This window comes from Planococcus sp. TJ-201 (assembly GCF_058268495.1).
In genome coordinates, this window is the sequence record NZ_JBZDOG010000004.1 from 323754 (window position 1) to 341943 (window position 18190).

An 18190-nucleotide genomic window follows, 5' to 3' on the forward strand; every position below is an offset into this window, starting at 1 on the left:
TTCTTATAGATTGAAACGGTTATATAATTCGTATTTTATTAAATAAAACAGTTGTTAAATTATGAACTATTGATACAATTATTAGGAACTTAGTAATGGGTTTAAATGACCACAAAAAATAGAGGAGGATTTCAAATTGAAGAAAATTTTAAGTATTATCGTCATCTTATTTATCTTACTACCTACGTTCGCATCAGTTGCGGAAGGCTCAACTACTAGTGAAGTAAAGAAAACGCAAGCAATAACAGAACTCCGTGTAGCTGCAAGCTCGAAGGCTAGTATTATATCCAGTTTACCAAAAGGATCATTAGTTATTCAGCTGAAAACGGTTCAGGGAGGATGGTCCTATGTTCAGGTTAACGATAAAAAAGGGTATGTTGCTACTAGCACCCTTATTGTTCCAATCAGTACAACTAAAATTGTCGGCTCTAAGAATGGGCTAGAAATAAAGGAAACTGCATCCACAAAATCAAAGACATTAGCTACTCCAAAATACCAAATGGTTGTGGAGGACTTCGGGAAAGTAGTAAGTAGATGGCACTTAGTTCGGTATGGCAATGCGTTAGGCTATATCGATTCTCAGTTATTAACTGCTTCTAAGCCTACTAAAAAGTATACAAACGCTAGCGTGACCCTTCGAATTACGGCGAGTACGAGTGGAAAGAAAACGGGTTCTCTCGATAAGAACAAAGAAGTATCTGTGCATTCACAGATTTCCAGCTGGTCTTATATAACAAGTGGTTCTCTGAAAGGATATGTGCCTACTAGCCAACTATCAGCAACAAATCCAAACGCAACAGTTCAAACACTTAAAACATTTACAGATTTGCGCCCATCGAAAATTAAATGGATGAAATATTATTTTGATGGAGAAGTATTCCAAGGAAATGTTAAAGGCAATGTCTATAAAAATGAATATAGCTATGTAGTTCCTTCTATTTATACGTCATTTTCATCAAAAGGTTTTCTTATGGGGCTCCCTGAGAGTGACTGGATTTGGACAAACATTAGTACACCACTAGTTCAAAATAAACCTACTCCTATCCTTGAGTTTGACTGGTCTACTGAAAAATATCTTGCTATCGGAAATTCATACTTGCGGACAACAACTGGAACAATTACAACACCCGCAGGAAACTTTAAAAATGTAGTGCATATTGAAGATAAATTCAAAGGTTCATCACTTACAAATCATTATTATTTTGCACCAGGTTATGGACTAGTAAAAGTTATAGATTCTAAAAATCGTATTCTCTATGAATTACGGAGTTTTAAATAATGTATAGAGATTGAAATAGAACCAGAAATTTTAAAGGGTAAAAAATTCGCTGATGTTTTTTACTGCAATTTTAAATACTTGTTTTTATCTACTTTTTACAGAAACACCCGCATACTGTGCAAGCCGAAAGGCAAGCTGTATGCGGGTGGTGGAGTTGTAAACTATTATTGGATCGTTTCAAATGTGGCTTTGATTTCTTCGTTGCTGAAATGTCCGGTCATGCTTTTAACAAGTGTCCCATCAGATCCGATATAGACAGAAGTGGGATAGCCGATTATGCCATATTCATCGAAAAAGGTGCCGCCTTCATCCAACAGCACAGTGATATTTTCGGCATTTGGAAACCCATCAAACCACTTAGCGAAAGACTCGGTACTTTTTTCGGCGTTTGATCCGGGGGAAACAATGGTTAGCACCTCAAAATCGTTTTCTTCACCAGCTAAGGTATTTAGTTCTTCCATTCCTGATAGACAAATAGAGCACCAGGAAGCCCAAAATTTCACATAAACTTTTTGGCCGGCATAGTCAGCGAGATTTTGTTGGTTTCCTTCTAAATCAACCAATTCAAAAGATGGTGCCGGATTGCCGTCATTCAATTGTCCAGCATTCGCTTCATTGCTTTGCGAATTGCTGTTGCATGCAGCTAATGCGGCAACAAGGACAAGAAGGAGTAAAGTTTTTGTCAGCGCTCTCATAGTCATCATCCTTTTCTGTAAAATCACGGTTTGACTCGTTGTTCTTCTATCATATAGCGGAAAAAGGAGAAAAGACATTGAAGCAACTTGGATTGATCCAAAAAACCATCTTCGTTTTTAAAACGAAGATGGTTTTTTGTCACTTTTTGCTTTGGCCAATTTCCTGCAACACATTTTTCTGAATCATTAAATCGGATATGCGAAGCTGGTCGGTAGATGCTTCAATCTGTTCACTGCATGAATCGATTTCAACTTCTTCTCCTGTAGTGGTATCGTAGCAGGTCCCACTTCCAGCAGCCACCGTCAAATCTGGTTCGAAATAAAACTCTTCGTGGCGGAACGCACCATGGCGGAAAATCGTCAAGTTGCTGTCTTCGTCCAATAGAGATTGACCGAGCATATAAGGCGGCTCAATATCCACAATATCGAGGATGGTAGGGGCAATATCAATTTGTCCTCCCGTGTCCTCAATGGTGGCTCCCTTATCCATATTGGGTTGTTTAATGAAAAGCGGCACCTGGTGATCGAGCTCGAACAATTCGACCTCAGTTTCTGCTCCTAGTTCCTGAGCCATTTCACTGCCAGGCTGAGTCAACCCGCTGTCATGATCTCCGTAGAAAACGACAAGGGAATCATCCCACATATCTTTCTGTTTTAGTTCTTCAATCATTACCCCCACAGCCCCATCGACATAATGAATGGTTTCGTAATAGCCTTTCAGCAACGGATCTTCATAGCCAGTCAAATCCAACTGCTCCAGTTCCGCAGGTATTTCATATGGTGTGTGGCTCGACAGCGCAACCATAAAGGCGAAATAGGGCTCTTTCAGCTGCTCAGCCATTTCGATGGAGGTGCTCAAGAAATCTTCATCATTCAACGCCATGCCGATTTCCTGATTATCCGGGAAATCTTTCTGGCTGAAAAAGTGGTTAAAACCAATGTTTTGATAGAAATCATCGCGGTTCCAAAAATCTTTTTCAAATGCATGCATAGCTGCAGTATCGTAGCCGGCATCTCTTAACAGTTCCGGCAACGCATCAAACTCATTATCGGCATATTGCGTGTAAACAGAACCTGACTTTAATGGGTGCAAGGAAGTCAGCGTGATAAATTCTGCATCCGATGTGCGGCCTTCATGCGTTTGGTGATAGAATGACGGGAAAAACAGCGCTTCTTCTTTTAACGCATTTAAGTGTGGCGTCAATTCCTGCCCATTCACTTGCTGGCCAATCACTGAAGTTTGAAACGATTCCAATTGGACGACAATGATGTTCGGCTTTGCTGAGTCGGATACAGCGGAAGGCGCTTCAGTATTCAGTTCGCGAATCTGAGTTTCTTCTTCTGCAGTGACGCTGTCATTTGTGAACAGCGAGCCGACCCCCTGAGCAAAATCCAATCCGTGATAGCCCCAAAATCCTAACTGGTAATACTCGCGCATATTGGAAACTGGTTCATCCACCAGCCATTTTTCTTCGTTGGCGTAGCTAAAGGCTAAAGGAACTACGAACAATACAAGGCCAAGAGCAGCACCTGCACCGGCAAACATTCTTTTTTGATGACGGCTTACACTGTTTTGTCGATTGCGGATGAAGAAAAGAACTGCCGAAAAGATCAACAAGTCGGCAAAGAAAAGAATATCTTTCATTTCAATCAAGGTCAGAAACCCGCCGCCAACATCGCTCATCTGCGTGATGTCAGAAAGCAGGGCAATGGACAGCAAATCGCTGAAGTAACGGTAATACCAAAGATCTGAAACAAGCAGCGTGCTGTGCAGGAATAAAAATGCCAGCAACACCCACCGTCGTTTGCTGCTGCTTAACAGGAGCGTCCAACTGGATAAGACAATAATGGAAGCCAGATTCAGGACGAAAAAGCTGAAAGGAAATTCAGTGCCTGAATACAGGCTGAATAGAAAAAGTTTAGAAATGGACAAGAGCAGGTAAATCCAATAATCCAAGAATTTCATGGTGCACCTCCGGACAAGTTATAGCGCTTTGCTGATCAATGTAAATGAAGCACTTGCCAGTGAACCATTCAGTACGTGCTGCAAAACAAAGCCATTATTTTTTAATACCACTCTTTAGACAGGCGAAAACATCCGGACATGTCTGTATTGTGGCAAAGGGTGGAATTAACGAGAGTTTGATGTCATTTGGAGAACGGGTATTGGAAAGGGAAGAAATGGTTTTGATGCTAAATGGCCAGTTTTAGCTTTTGTTTGTTAGGCTCAGCAGCGTTAGAGATGCAAAATTCAAATCGTAGACTATAGGATTGAATTTCAGGCAGCAAGAGAAAGGAGTGTTGATTTTGGATATGCAAAAAAAGATTTCCAGCGAAGGCAGTGTTAACGTCCAATGCAAGTATCCAATACTGCCTATTGGACAAAAATTCCTAGTGGATTTTGGTAGCCAGCCCTCTCTTTACGGGACTTGGCAAGTTGCAGAAAATGATGAAGCTCCGTTTTACTTATGCAAACGTGTTTTCAAAAACGGCACAGTATCCCGAAAAAGATCCGCAGATCATCGCCGAAAGTTTTTTGAACATGAAATTTATCTGGCATTGAATAAAAAAACATGATTGCAATAGTTGTCTATCAAAAAGAATAGCCGTGTACACCCCCAATCGGTCCGGCCACTCCTCTTTCTTGGGTTCAGGAGTCTTCGCGGCCAGCCTGGTTGGAGCTTGCGGCTCTAAACAAAGGAAGAAGCTCGTTCATTCATTTCCCAATGAAACTGGGATCAACAGAACTGGCCATTATTTGACTCGAAATCTGGAGCGCCGGATTCCATCTGAGCGCAATAAACGAGATTTTGTTACTGGAATCTTATCAATATTCTTTTGTCTGCAAACTCAGCTGTCCATATCGATGGAAGGCTTTTTTTATATTCTATTCAGATAAATCTAGATTATTTGGAATTTTGCTGTAATATTGATTCATAAACCAAAGTGAGGAGATAGAAGCGATGAAAACAACGCAGCAAGAAATTGAAACGCCCTTTATACTAGCTCTTATTCCATTGATCACCATGATTGCTGCTATGGCCGTGACTATCATTGTATTTGAGGGCAGCCCGCACATCCCTTTAGCTCTGGGCGCGATTGTTGCTGGAATTATTGCCTGGCGTCTCGGTTATAAATGGGAGACGATTGAAGAAGGGGCCTATAAGGGAATACGGCTTGCGCTGCCGGCTATATTGATTATTATTGTAGTCGGCATGATTATTGCATCCTGGATTGGGGGAGGGGTTATTGCGACGATGGTTTATTATGGCTTGCAAATCATTACGCCCTCACTATTTTTGCTGACGATCTGCATCATTTGTGCAATTGTTTCACTCGCAATCGGAAGTTCTTGGTCAACCATGGGAACAATTGGCGTTGCAGGCATGGGAATTGGCCTAAGCATGGGGATTCCGGCTGCAATGGTTGCTGGAGCGGTCATTTCGGGTTCCTATTTTGGGGATAAAATGTCTCCGTTATCTGACACAACAAACATGGCAGCGGGTATTACCAATACGAATTTATTCGAACATATTCGGCACATGACGTATACGACTGTTCCAGGCTTAGTCATTGCTTTAATCGTTTACTTTTTCCTCGGGCGCCAATTTGGCGGATCGGCTATTGATCAAGCAAACATTCAAGGAATTTTGTCAGCATTAGAAAGCAATTTTCTGATCTCACCTTGGCTGCTGCTGGTTCCGGCAGCCATTGTCGTATTGGTAGCCTTGAAAGTCCCAGCTCTGCCTGCACTGTTGATCGGTGTGTTTCTCGGTTTTATCTGCCAAATTTTGGTGCAGGGAGGCAGCGTAGGAGAAGCTGTCAATGCCCTTCATGATGGATTTGTGATTGCTTCCGGAAATGAGATGGTTGATGAGTTGTTCAATCGCGGCGGCATTGCATCGATGATGTTTACGGTATCGCTGACTATTTTCGCCATGATTTTTGGCGGGATTTTGGAGCATACGGGAATGCTGAAAGCCATTGTCACACAAATATTGAAAGTCGCAAAATCTGCCGGAAGCTTGATTGCAGCGACGATTGTTTCGGCTTTTTTCACCAATGCAACAGCATCGGAGCAATACATATCCATTCTTCTTCCGGGGAGAATGTATGCCACAGCCTATCAAGACAAAGGGCTGCATTCAAAAAATCTTTCGCGCGCACTCGAAGATGGCGGAACCTTAACTTCTCCTTTTATTCCTTGGAATACATGCGGAGTTTTTATCCTGGCAACGCTGGCGGTCCATCCATTCGCCTATGCTCCATACGCGGTACTGAATTACGCAGTTCCGGTTCTTGGAATCATTATGGCGTTTATCGGCTACAAAGTTCAGTTTTTAACAGAAGATGAACTGGCGCAATTGAAAGTAAAGCAACAAAGAATTGACCGCGAAAACGAATTGACAGAAGGCGTTTAAGTTCGGTTCCTTTCAAAAATATCGTTAATAAAGTGAGCTGCCGGCTTTGGAATCCCAAAACCGGCAGCTCTTTTCTCTACTATATAATCAGTTCGCTTTTAAATGCGCTCAGTGCCGTACAGCAGCCAAGGCGACGGCAAATCGAAGGTATGGTGTGGTGGAAGTTTACTGGCCTGTAAAGGAGTTAGATCCATCCATAACAGAGTGTTCGTTTTAACTTGTTCACTTAATTCGCGTTGAGCCATTGAAACAGTCTCCCATAATCCTGGCTGCTCCATCAGATCTTCCCATGGGTAAACAGTATGCAGATAGTATTCGCGTTTGTAATCCTTTTTGGTGATCAGCACGCGGTCTTTCGCGCGATTTTCAAAAAATGACCATTGCGCCAGCTTAGCATCTTTAAATAATTCTGCAGAAGCCGGAAAAGTGTAATAACATTCGTAGGGAAAGACGGCTCCGGTTTTGATGTATAGCTGCTCTATCCACTTCTTTTTCTGTGCAAGGTCTGTTACAGGCTCCCAAACTGCGCCGCCTGTTTCCAGAGAAGAAGCAGTTGGGGAGATGGCGCTGTAGAGCGTGGATACTTCGTCAAGATGCAGCTTATCCATAACACGGCGAGCAGATGCATTCTCAAACTGTGTATTTGCACCAATCCACTGGATGGCAGGCAACTTAAAGGCTTGTTCCATAATGTATGTCATTAATTGAGTGGATAAATTTTTCCCGCGGAAGCGTAAATCACTGCGCATCCGGCCAAGCATGATGTATTGTTTGGCAAAGACGGTATAGCCGCCGATGCTTGCCAGCTGGCCTTTGTGAAACAATCCATACATTCTGCTGGAGCCACTGGATATCCGGTTGTATACTCTGAGAATGTAATCGTCCTCTATGCCTGTTTCCATTGCCTCAAGTAGAGGCAAATCATCTGCGTTTAATTGGCGAATTGAATTTTCCATACTTGCCCCCTTTGTTCATGTTGAGTTTATTCATAATTATTATATACAGGTACAACTTGATTTTGCATGTGCGAAAGGTTTAATTGGCGTGAGCAGACGGGAAAAGGGGAGCATATTCAAAAGGAGGCTGTCGAATGGCGATATTTTCAAGTGAAGCATTGGCGCATAAACACGTACTGATTACTGGGGCAACCGGAGGAATCGGAATTGAGACAGCCCAGACACTGGCATCAATGGGCGCGCGCATCACTATCACAGGCCGTAACAAAGAAAAATTGGAAAAGCTGAAGAGAGAACTGCTCGAACAGATGAATGCTGATAGACTTTGTGTACAGGAAGCGGATCTTACAAAGCCGGAAGATCGGCTGCGGCTCATTGAACGTGCTGAAAAGGAACTGGGATTTATAAATGGACTAGTGAACTCAGCAGGCATTTCAGGAGGCAAGCTGGTTGAAGAAATGGACGAAGCATTTCTTTCGGAGATGATGCAGCTAAACTTTGTTTCGACTTTTCTGCTTACGCAGGAAGTGTACCGGAAGATGCTTGAGCATAAAGAAGGGAATATCGTCAACTTGGCTTCTTTGTCAGGCTTGCGCGGAACTTACGGCAACACAGCTTATTCAGCAAGCAAATTTGCGGTGGTCGGCTGGACCCAATCGATGGCGGTAGAAGCGATTGAACATGGGATCCGGGTCAACGCGGTATGCCCAGGCTACGTAGATACGGAGATGGCACGAGGCAGCTTGCGCAAGAAAGCAGAGAGAAACGGGACGAGTTTTGAAGAAGAGCTGGAAAATGCGAAAGGGGACATTCCTTCAGGGCGTTTTTCAACGGCTGTGGAAGTAGCGAATACAATCGCTTTCCTGTTGACGGATGCAGCAGAGAATATTGTCGGGGAGTCGCTTAAGATTTCTGGAGGAAGCGTTATGAGGTGAATAGGTCTTTTGGCTTTATTCGAATTCGATCGAGTATCTTTTAATCCCGTAATTGTGTATGATAGATGGAGTGAAAAATAGGTTTCATAGGCAATAAATTATGGTTAAAAGGAGTTTGGGCACTTGAAAAAAGAAATTACAAATATTCAGGATGTTTTAGAGACATCTAAAGGTGCCCATATATTTTACTGTATCGACAAAACAGAACGTTACGTTGATAACGCGGTTTCGTTTATTATTGCTGGCATTGAGCAAGGAGACCAAATTCTACTTGTCGAAAGTGAAAGGCTTTATCCGAAAATACTCAAGCGCGTGGAGGAGTTAGTTTCTAAAGAGCAACTAACCAACATTCACTATGTCAACAACTTTACGTTTTATTGGAGAAATGGAAATTTCCATCCACCGACCATCCTGGCCTATTTTACTGACTTAATAACTCCGTTTCTCGAAAGGAAGTTAAGTTTTCGAACATGGGGGCATGTCGAATGGCGGGACGAATTAGAGATTATCAAAGATATCGAAGAATACGAACGCGGGATTGAACAGCTTTTGCCGCAAACCAAAGCCGTTTCGGTATGTGCCTATGATTCAGCACGTATTTCCATCGAACTTAAAGCAGTTTTGATGGATTGTCACGGATTTTTGATGACGGACGAAAATATTTCCACGATCAACAAGGAAGTTGAATAAGTCCGAACCCTACTACAAGAACCTTTTCACGGATATCCCGTGGAAAGGTTCTTGTGCTTTAAGAGGGAAAGTGTGCAAACGGTTTAAAGGATTTAGTATCGGAAGAATGTGAATAATTCTTTAGAAAAGCAGACTATACTGAATAACGGATCCTTATGAAGATTCATATTCCATTGGGTGGCCAAGGCTTTTCAAATAACAAAGAGAAGAGCCCGAAATGATTGAATTTGAATGAATCACTTCAGTTCGATTTGTCTAGTGAATAGTGATACCCTCTGGCATTATCTTTTATCGTCACACTTTTGTATAGTGAACTGGAGGAAAAAAGATAGTCTGAACAGCCAGTAATTTGCTGGCTAAAAGGAGATAAAAAATTTGAGAAAAGAAATCAAAGACATTCAAGATGCCTTAAAGATGTCTGAAGGCGCTCATGTTTTTTACTATGTCGATGAACTGGAGTGCTACATCCACAATGCTGTTTCCTATATTGTTGCAGGCATTGATCGTGGAGATCAAATTTTGTTTATCGAAATCGAGCGGATTTACCCGATGATTTTAAAACGGGTGGAAGAGCTTGTATCCGAAGAACAATTGAAATACATTCATCACGTTAATAATTTTAAGTTTTATTGGCGGAATGGGGATTTTCACCCGCCGACTATTCTCGATTCCTTTTCCCACTTGATAAGCCCTTTTGTAAAAGAAGAACTCACTTTTAGAACTTGGGTACATGTTGAATGGCGGGAAGAAGATGAAATTACAAAGGATATTGAAGAATATGAAACCGCAGTGGATAAGTTGATCCCACAGATCAAAGCGATTTCGATATGTGCCTATGATGCACCGTAAGTTTCCGGCGTACTTAAAGAAGTGCTGATGAACTGTCATGGCTTTTTGATGACCGACGAGGATATTGCTCCTATCTTGCGGCAAGTGGAATAACCTATTATTTTTTTACAAAAAATTCTTTCTGCAGCTAGCTTGCAGAAAGTTTTTTATGGATTTTTTAAAGTTGTGTAGCGTCTGGAATGATGATTGAAGAAGTGATTTGATCTAAAATAAAAGAATTTTATATTGACAGAATATTGACAATTCTTTAGAAAAGCATACTATATTATGTAACGAGATCCAAAAAAATATTCTATAAAGTGGCTAAGGCTTTTCAAATTGAAAAGGAGGAGAACGTGAAGTGATTGAAATTGGGAAATCCCATTTCGGTTCCATTATTGATGGCAAGGAATTGCCTAAAGAAGGGCGCGATGAAATTAGCGTACTTAATCCTTACAACAATGAAGTGATCGGAAAAATTTTGTGTGCGACACCGGAAGATGCTGCAGAAGCAGTTGTTAGCGCCCACCGTGTTTATGTGAAGACCATGAAAAAGATGACTGCATATAAACGTTCTGACATTCTTTGGAAAACGGCTGATCTGCTGGAAACAGCAAATGCCGATTTTGCTTATCTGTTGTCTTTAGAAGCCGGAAAACCGATTAAGGAAAGCCGGATAGACGTTGCGCGTGCAATCCAAGTATTGCGTTTTGCTTCAGAAAGCGCCAAATCAATTTATGGAGAAATGATTCCACTAGATAGTACGGTTAGGGGAGAAAATCAAATTGGCATGTCAAAACGGGTTTCTCTCGGCGTGGTTGTAGCCATTACCTCGTTTAACTTCCCATTGAGTTCAGTGATTCATCAGATTGCTCCGGCGATTGCAGCCGGCAATACTGTGGTACTAAAGCCAGCAGAAGAAACGCCACTTACTGCCGTTTTGTTGTGCCGGCTATTTGAAAAAGCCGGACTGCCAAAAGGGGTTATCAACATTGTCATGGGCACAGAACAGGAACTTGCGGAAACCTTGGTTACCCATTCGAAAGCAAAGCGGGTAATTTTTATCGGCAGCAATGCTGTGGGATGGAAAATACACGACATGGCAAAAGGGAAAAAAGTCACCTTGGAACTGCGTTCAAATGCACTGAACATTGTTTCTGCAGATGCGGATTTGGACCTTGCAGTTACAACCATTCTGATTAACGGCTTTACGCATGTTGGGCAAGCCTTTGTGTCTGCTCAACAAATTTATGTGCAGGAAGCTGTCTATTCGGCTTTCCTTGAAAAACTGACAGAAAAGGTAAAAGCGCTCCAAGCAGGAGATCCGCTTGATGAAACTACCGATATAGGACCAATGATAACTCAAGAAGCAGCTGAACAGGCAGAATCGTGGGTCAAAGAAGCGCTTAGGCAGGGAGCGACATTATCGGCCGGTGGAAACAGGAAGGGCAATGTGATGGAGCCGACCATTGTCAGTGACATAAGACCTGAGATGAAAGGGATATTCGAAGAAGTATTTGCACCGATTGTCAGCGTTATGCCTTTTAGTAAAGAAGAAGATGCAGTATGCTATGCCAACCATTCAAATTTCGGTTCACAGGCAGGTATTTTTACGACAGATATCAACCGGGCTATGCGGATGGCGGATTTACTTGATACAGGAGGGGTTTGGATTAATGAAGTTTCGGCCGGACGTTATGACCATATTCCTTATGGCGGGCTCAAAAATAGCGGTACTGGAAAAGAAAGAATTGAACATGCAATTGAAGAAATGACCGATGTAAAATTTATTGGCATTAACTTATATGGAGATTTAAAAATTTGATTGCGAAGAGGGTGGAAGTATGCAGGTAAGGTCAGCTGTATTACGGGAAATTGGAGCTCCAACTCCTTACGAAGAAAGCGAGCCAATTCACATTGAGACGCTGGAACTGGATTCGCCGGAAAAAGGCGAAGTATTGATTCAAATAAAAGCCGCAAGTTTATGCCATTCCGATTTATCGGTGATGAACGGCAGCCGTCCGCGTCCGCTTCCTATGGCTCTTGGACACGAGGCAGCGGGTGTAATTGTTGAAGTAGGAGAAGGTGTGACCGATTTGGAGCCGGGCGATCATATCGCCTGTGTATTTGTGCCAAGCTGCGGTCAATGCGGACCATGTCGTGAAGGGCGTCCTGCTTTATGTGAACCAGGTGCTGCTTCTAATACGGCAGGCACGTTATTGGGCGGGGGCAACCGGTTATCCAAGGAAACAGAAACCATTAACCACCACTTAGGGGTATCAGCTTTTTCGGAATATGCCGTTGTCTCAAGAAATTCAGTCGTTAAAGTAAATAAAGACATTCCATTTGAAAAAGCGGCATTGTTCGGCTGCGCAGTCATCACAGGTGTTGGAGCAGTAGTCAATACAGCTGGCATTAAGCTCGGCAATACAGTTGCGGTGGTCGGTCTTGGTGGAGTTGGTCTCAGTGCACTGCTTGGAGCAATTGCAGCAGGTGCGAGTCGTGTAGTTGCTGTAGACATTAACGAAAACAAATTAAGACAAGCAAAAGAGCTAGGGGCCACGGATGTTTTTAATTCTAAAGATTCCGACGTGGTCGACCAAATTCGGAAAGCAACAAATGGCGGTTTAGACTACGCATTTGAAACAGCTGGTGTTGTGCAGGCTATGGAAGTTGCCTACGCTGTCACTAAGCGCGGAGGAACTACAGTCACCACGGGCTTGCCGCATCCGGAGCATCAATTTTCTTTTCCGTATGTGTCACTGACTGCTGAGGAGCGTACCATTAAAGGCTCGTATTTGGGAAGCTGCGTGCCGAGTCGAGACATTCCGCGCTACATGAACTTGTTCCAGGAAGATCGCTTGCCTGTTGATAAACTGATTACTGATTTTATTACATTGGATGAGGTTAACAAAGGCTTCGATATTTTGGCAAAAGGAGATTCTTCGCGGATCATTATAAAATTTTAAGGAACTCGAAGAAATGGATACAAGAACAATCCAGAAGAAAATCGCTTTTGTTTTCAAAGATATCGAATCGCTGGTATTAATTGAAAAGACAAGGAGGATTTTCGATGTCGGAAAAGATGATTTCTTCAAAAGTTGAGGGATTGGAATTGATTATGGAAAGATCTTTTGAAGCGCCAAAAGATCTGGTATTTTCAATGTTCGTACAAGCAGATCATCTTGTACACTGGTGGGGACCAGAAGGCTGGGAAACAACAGTATACAAAATGGAGGTGGAGCCAGGCGGCATCTGGCATTACTGCATGCGTTCTTCAGATGGGCAGGAAGCGTGGGGGAAATCTACTTACCGGGAAATTGATCCCCCAAACAAACTTGTTTACGTAGATGCTTTTTCCGATGAAGAAGAGAACGAAGTCACAGATATGCCAATCATGTTGATTACCACGGATTTCATGGAAGAAGGAGCTATGTGCAAGGTAGTGTCTTCCACGAAGTTCGATTCCCAGGAAGAACTGCAAAAAGTAATTGATATGCAGGCTGTAGATGGCATGGCTGAAACTTATAACCGGCTGGACAAATATTTGATCGAACTGCGGCAATCCAACTAATACAATAGAGAGAAGGGACATGATGATTACAAAAGTGTTTCCTTATTTGAATTTTGATGGCAGCGGACATGAAGCAGCGCATTTTTACACAGATGTACTAAGTGGGAAATTGGTTGGCCTCATGACTTATGGCGAGGCACAGGGAGCGGATATGGATGGCATGCCGGAGGAAGCGAAGAACATGGTGATGAACGCACAGATAGATTTGAAAAACGGAGATACGCTGATGATTTCTGATGTACCTCCAGGAATGGGCATGCCAGCGTTTAAGAGGGGCAATAATATGTCAGTCACGGTGCTCTTTGATGAAATTGAGGAAGCGCAAACCGTATTTGGAAAGTTACTTGAAGGCGGTACAGTGACTATGGAATTGCAGAAAACCTTTTGGAGTCCGCTCTATGGCAGTTTGACCGACAAGTTTGGAATCGATTGGCAAGTTTCTGTCGATGATGAAACGCAATAAGCGCCACAAAACCGCGATCTTCAACTGATTGCGGTTTTTTCACTGCCTGTTATATATTAGTCAATTTGGGGTATAAAGATAGAGTAAACAATTCAACTCACTTGGTTGAAAAGCAAGAAGGAGGCTGAACATGGACATCAATAAATACTTGGTCAAAAAAGACGAGGAAATAAACCTTGCCCATTACCCAAGCACTGATGGAGATAAATTTAGTGAACGAGAGCTGAAAGAAAAAATGATTCCGGAAAGCGTTAAAAAGCTGGAAGAACTTCATATGAAACTGCACGCTCAGGAAGAAAAAGGAATCGTGGTTGTGCTTCAAGCAATGGATGCGGCAGGGAAAGATGAAGCCATTACATATATCTTTTCAAACTTGACGGCCCAGGGACTGAAGGTGACCTCATTCAAAAAACCATCTGAAAACGAGCTTGCCCACGACTATTTGTGGCGATTTAAAGAAGGAATGCCGGCGAGAGGACAGATTGGCATCTTAAACCGATCTTATTACGAAGAAGTGATTGCACCGAGAGTCCATGATTTGCTTGGTGAGACTCCACTTCCGGATGAATTAATCGACGATAATATCTGGGATGTCCGCTATCGCCAAATCAATGATTTTGAGCGGTATATGGTAGAGAATGGCTTCCCGGTTGTTAAGTTCTTTTTTAACATGTCTTATGAAGAACAAAGAAAACGCTTGCTCGAACGCATGAAAAATCCGGATAAAAATTGGGAGTTTTCATTTAACGATGTAAAAGAACGGGAACATTGGGATGGATATCAGGAAATTTTCGAAGACATGTTGAGCAAAACGTCAACAGAGCACGCTCCTTGGTATGCCCTTCCGGCTGATGATGAATGGTTCACACGCTACATCGTTTCGGAAGTGATGGTTAATGCGCTGGAAAAGATAAATCCTCAATATCCAGAAATTACAGGGGAAGAAAAAGAAGAGTTGGAAAAAGCAATTCGTAAATTGGAAAAAGAAGAATAGAGAAAAAGGGATTCGGAATAGCATTATTCCGAATCCCTTTTTGGATGAGTGAAAAGACGGAGAATAAAAGAAGAAAGGCTTGCTTTTTGGTCCTCGAAGCCACTATACTATGAACTATTGGTCCACTATAAAAAGAACAATTTATTCGATTTTTCGTAGTTTTTATTGAGAAACTAAAGATTACCTATTAATAAATGCTCTTAAGGTAACGTGCAGCTGCGCGGCCTTTTTTTTGTGTGTTGAACAAAATAAATTATGTAAGGGATGCCTTACGATTGGAGTTTGGTTATGAATAAATGGACGAGATTGTTGCTGGTTTTTGTTTCTTCGATTGTTCTTGGATTTGCGTTCAACATGTTTTTGTTGCCCCATGAAGTATTGGCTGGAGGCGTGACGGGCATTGCAATGATGTTGGGGTTGGTGACGCCGTTGAATGCCGGGCTATGGATGATTCTCTTGAATATTCCGATTCTCATTCTAGGTTGGATGAAGCTGGGCAAGACTTTTATAGCGAATAGCCTGTTTTCTGTCGTTGTCACGTCAGTTGCGATGCTCTATATTCCAGTCGTTAAGTTGACGGAGGATGCCTTGTTGTCTTCTGTGTTTGGCGGAGTTATTTCAGGCGCAGCCATTGGCGTTATCATCCGCTTCTACAGCTCAACTGGCGGCTTTGATGTCATCGGACTGCTGTTGTCGATGAAGCGGGATATTCCATTAGGAGCATTGGTATTCGTGCTCAACAGTGCTGTTGTTTTCGTATCAGGATTTATCTTTTCGTGGGAACTCGCCATGTATACGATGGCTTCCATCTACATTAGTGGACTGGTGATAGACCGAGTTCACACGCGGCATATTAAACTGAGTTTGATGGTTGTAACCAATCAAGGCGATGCCGTTAAAAAAGAATTGCTTGATAATCTTTACCGCGGCATTACCGTAGTGGATGGCGAAGGCGCTTACTCAGAAGCAAAAGTTAAAGTCTTATATAGCGTCATCAGCCGCCACGAGCTGGCATTTGTGCGGCCATTGATTAAAAATATCGACCCAAAAGCATTTGTGAGCATCAGTGAGACAATGGAAGTCATGGGGAATTTCAGAAAAGACGATAACTTCATGAAAAATCCAATCTTGTGAAAAAACCTCTCCAGAAATGGAGAGGTTTTTTGTATGGTGCTCATCTACCGATTATTGAAACAGCAGATAATCTTTGCCAGAAATAAAGTCATTGCCGATGTCGATAAACAAATAACAGTCTTCTGATAACGGGTAGCTGAAGGTGCGAATCATTTCGCCGGTTTCAATATCCGAGTAGATGTCTGATAGGATCCCTTTATGCCTGGTTTTCATCTGCATCGTATTTTCCAAAAAATATGGACGGAAAGCCCAATGTGAACCAAGTTGATCCGGTTCTAAAACCCACTGGCTGCCATGTTTCCTGAAGTTGGAAGACACTTGTCGACCATCACTGTTGCAAATGTACAAGCGGAAACTTTCTTCTTGAAATGCTTCGGCCACGGCTTTGATAAAATGATCGGCTTCTGCGGGACCTTTCCATTTGGGCAATAGCTTTTTTATTTTTTCTTCTTGGATGTGGGTAAACGCATAACGACCTTCCACCATTGATTTTTCCCGTTGAACAAACGCGTCAATTTTTTCTCCGACATCAACCGGAATGGACCCATTCACTGGAAGTTCGAAAGCCGGTTTTGCCAAATAAAAACCTTGGTAATAATGGCCGCCATGTTTCCAGGCAAAATACAATTGATAATTGTCTTCAATATTTTCATAGGACAGCTTCGCACCAATGCGCCGTGCCAGTACCGAAAGGGTTTGAATAACGTCTTGAAAAATATCCGGATTGGAATTACGGACAAAGGTGGTATCCACTTTTAAAATATGGGGGCGCAGTTGGCGAATTCGATCTATATTGGAGCTTTTTGCCCCCACGTGATCGACGGCAATTTGTATTCCATAGGTCTTGTAGTAAATTAGCAGATGTTCCAGCACATCAAAATCTTCATCAAAATCGTGTTCGGTAATTTCCAGAACAATCCGGTTCATAGAAAAGCCCTTTTCCGCGTACTCCTTAAGAGAATCCAAAAAATCTTCCCCGCTATTAATCAGTAATTGCTTCGCGTTGCGGTTAATGAACAACAGGCCGCTATTTTCAGTATCGAGCATTTGCGCAATTGCCTGTCTCAATAAATGCTGATCGACTTCCACTTTGTATTCATCGGGTACATCGCTGTTGTGAAAAAAGTCGTCCAAGCTGACCCATGTGTCTTCGAATTGAAACCGGCCTAAAACTTCATAACCGACCACATCGTGCTTAACTGCACTGATGATTGGTTGGAATGCGGGTTTGACCTTGTTCAGGTTTTCAAGAATATCTAATGGATCCATAGCATGTGCTCCTTCGCAACGAAACGTTAATGTGGCATATGCCATTTACATAATCATAAAAAAGTAAATAATGACCATAATAATCATGATAGAAAGCATGGAGGAAATTAAGGTAATGTGCATATTCGAAGGAGTAAAGGTTTCATTGATGATTTGCTGCCGCTTTGTTTTGTAGTTTTGGGTGGCTGAAAAAATAACAGTGAGCCCGAAAACACAGGCGAAAATGCCAAGCGCCACAGTAAACACATCAACAAAAGCGTTGCGTGTAACCCCCATCGTGAAATGCAGGCTTGTCGCGAGAAAGCCGACTCCTACGATGGAGATGACCGTTCGAATCCAAGCCAGGTACGTGCGCTCATTGGCAAGGTGCTGTTGTGTATAAATCAATTGATTTTTTTCTTTTCGATAAGACTGCCGCGACATATTTATTTTCTCCTCCCAGCAATAAATGGATGTGGAATTTTCAAAATCTGGAATTGAGAAAAATCTTAATGTATTTCCAGTATAAAGGAAGGGGGAATAAAAAGAAATTTCGAATTTTTTTCGGGAAACTTATCAACAAATTTCTTTATCAGAACAATTTTTATGACTTAAAATGCAGGCCCTGCTCAGCAAGTGTTTCCCGAAGAATGCCCAAAGCTTTTGGACCGAAGCCATGCAGTTCGAGCAAATCCTGTTCGGTAGCTGATGTCAAATCTTGAAGTTGTTGATAGCCCGCAGCCAAAAGCGCACGCTGTGCTGGTTTGCCGATGCTTTTTGGAAACGCATCTTTTTCTTCGGAAGTTCTCTTTTCCATCTCTATCACTCCTTTTGTTTTCGAGTATAGTCCGTAAGTCTGTGCCATATCTCTCATAAGCTAGGTGACAACTGGGTTAGAAAATTTGCCTCTAAAACAGCGAAGTGACTTGTATAGTTAGCTGTATTTTATCAAGGTTCCAAGAAAAAAGGTATG

General features: G+C 42.3%; 18 protein-coding genes. 12 read left to right on the top strand and 6 right to left on the bottom strand.

All coding sequences use genetic code 11. The annotated features are described in order from the left end of the window. The first annotated feature begins 136 nt into the window (after nt 1–136). Nucleotides 137–1279, top strand: coding sequence for an SH3 domain-containing protein (locus AC4EG4_RS12180; protein WP_490987980.1), 1143 nt, complete (start codon nt 137–139; stop codon nt 1277–1279). A gap of 164 nt (nt 1280–1443) precedes the next feature. Here the strand turns inward: AC4EG4_RS12180 and AC4EG4_RS12185 are convergent, their stop codons facing one another. Both AC4EG4_RS12185 and AC4EG4_RS12190 read right to left on the bottom strand, forming a co-directional pair. Next, the gene (locus tag AC4EG4_RS12185) at nt 1444–1974 is read right to left on the bottom strand and encodes a TlpA family protein disulfide reductase (RefSeq protein ID WP_490987981.1); all 531 of its coding nucleotides are present in this window, start codon (nt 1972–1974) and stop codon (nt 1444–1446) included. 139 nt (nt 1975–2113) lie between these two features. Next, nucleotides 2114–3940 carry an LTA synthase family protein gene (locus tag AC4EG4_RS12190; protein WP_490987982.1) on the bottom strand — a complete coding sequence of 609 codons (1827 nt, stop codon included), beginning with the start codon at nt 3938–3940 and terminating at the stop codon, nt 2114–2116. Nucleotides 3941–4287: 347 nt separating this feature from the next. Between AC4EG4_RS12190 and AC4EG4_RS12195 the strand changes: the two genes are divergently transcribed. Both AC4EG4_RS12195 and nhaC read left to right on the top strand, forming a co-directional pair. Next, on the top strand, nt 4288–4551 hold the full coding sequence (locus tag AC4EG4_RS12195) for a hypothetical protein (RefSeq protein WP_490988043.1): 264 nt from the start codon (nt 4288–4290) through the stop codon (nt 4549–4551). Nucleotides 4552–4937: 386 nt separating this feature from the next. Then, on the top strand, nt 4938–6395 hold the full coding sequence (nhaC, locus tag AC4EG4_RS12200) for a Na+/H+ antiporter NhaC (RefSeq protein WP_490987983.1): 1458 nt from the start codon (nt 4938–4940) through the stop codon (nt 6393–6395). 98 nt (nt 6396–6493) lie between these two features. Here nhaC and AC4EG4_RS12205 read toward each other — a convergent pair whose 3' ends face one another. Beyond that, entirely contained in the window at nt 6494–7351 is an 858-nt protein-coding gene (locus tag AC4EG4_RS12205; protein ID WP_490987984.1) for a GNAT family N-acetyltransferase, read from the bottom strand. Nucleotides 7352–7485: 134 nt separating this feature from the next. On the opposite strand from AC4EG4_RS12205, the gene AC4EG4_RS12210 reads away from it, so the two are divergent. From AC4EG4_RS12210 to AC4EG4_RS12250, 9 genes are all read left to right on the top strand, one after another. Beyond that, complete coding sequence (locus AC4EG4_RS12210; RefSeq protein WP_490987985.1) at nt 7486–8286, top strand: SDR family NAD(P)-dependent oxidoreductase; 801 nt, start codon at nt 7486–7488, stop codon at nt 8284–8286. A gap of 123 nt (nt 8287–8409) precedes the next feature. Next, a complete protein-coding gene (locus AC4EG4_RS12215; protein WP_490987986.1) occupies nt 8410–8976 on the top strand; it encodes an MEDS domain-containing protein in 567 nt (188 codons plus the stop codon). Between the two features lie 375 nt (nt 8977–9351). Further along, on the top strand, nt 9352–9825 hold the full coding sequence (locus AC4EG4_RS12220) for an MEDS domain-containing protein (RefSeq protein ID WP_490987987.1): 474 nt from the start codon (nt 9352–9354) through the stop codon (nt 9823–9825). A gap of 340 nt (nt 9826–10165) precedes the next feature. Next, on the top strand, nt 10166–11629 hold the full coding sequence (locus AC4EG4_RS12225; protein WP_490987988.1) for an aldehyde dehydrogenase family protein: 1464 nt from the start codon (nt 10166–10168) through the stop codon (nt 11627–11629). 19 nt (nt 11630–11648) lie between these two features. After that, nucleotides 11649–12773, top strand: a complete 1125-nt coding sequence (locus tag AC4EG4_RS12230; RefSeq protein WP_490987989.1) for a zinc-dependent alcohol dehydrogenase family protein — start codon at nt 11649–11651, stop codon at nt 12771–12773. A gap of 104 nt (nt 12774–12877) precedes the next feature. Then, nucleotides 12878–13378, top strand: a complete 501-nt coding sequence (locus AC4EG4_RS12235; RefSeq protein ID WP_490987990.1) for an SRPBCC domain-containing protein — start codon at nt 12878–12880, stop codon at nt 13376–13378. Nucleotides 13379–13397: 19 nt separating this feature from the next. Continuing rightward, a complete protein-coding gene (locus tag AC4EG4_RS12240) occupies nt 13398–13841 on the top strand; it encodes a VOC family protein (protein WP_490987991.1) in 444 nt (147 codons plus the stop codon). 130 nt (nt 13842–13971) lie between these two features. After that, entirely contained in the window at nt 13972–14835 is an 864-nt protein-coding gene (locus tag AC4EG4_RS12245) for a PPK2 family polyphosphate kinase (protein WP_490987992.1), read from the top strand. Between the two features lie 288 nt (nt 14836–15123). After that, nucleotides 15124–15969 (top strand): YitT family protein, encoded by an 846-nt coding sequence (locus AC4EG4_RS12250; RefSeq protein WP_490979031.1) that lies wholly within the window; start codon nt 15124–15126, stop codon nt 15967–15969. A 51-nt stretch (nt 15970–16020) separates the two neighbouring features. Here AC4EG4_RS12250 and AC4EG4_RS12255 read toward each other — a convergent pair whose 3' ends face one another. The 3 genes from AC4EG4_RS12255 to AC4EG4_RS12265 all read right to left on the bottom strand — a co-directional run bounded on the left by AC4EG4_RS12255 (nt 16021) and on the right by AC4EG4_RS12265 (nt 18034). After that, nucleotides 16021–17238 carry an EAL domain-containing protein gene (locus AC4EG4_RS12255; RefSeq protein ID WP_490987993.1) on the bottom strand — a complete coding sequence of 406 codons (1218 nt, stop codon included), beginning with the start codon at nt 17236–17238 and terminating at the stop codon, nt 16021–16023. A gap of 45 nt (nt 17239–17283) precedes the next feature. Then, nucleotides 17284–17661: a YidH family protein gene (locus AC4EG4_RS12260; RefSeq protein WP_490979029.1), complete on the bottom strand. Its 378-nt coding sequence runs from the start codon at nt 17659–17661 to the stop codon at nt 17284–17286. 160 nt (nt 17662–17821) lie between these two features. Next, complete coding sequence (locus tag AC4EG4_RS12265; protein ID WP_490979028.1) at nt 17822–18034, bottom strand: helix-hairpin-helix domain-containing protein; 213 nt, start codon at nt 18032–18034, stop codon at nt 17822–17824. Between the last annotated feature and the right edge of the window lie 156 nt (nt 18035–18190).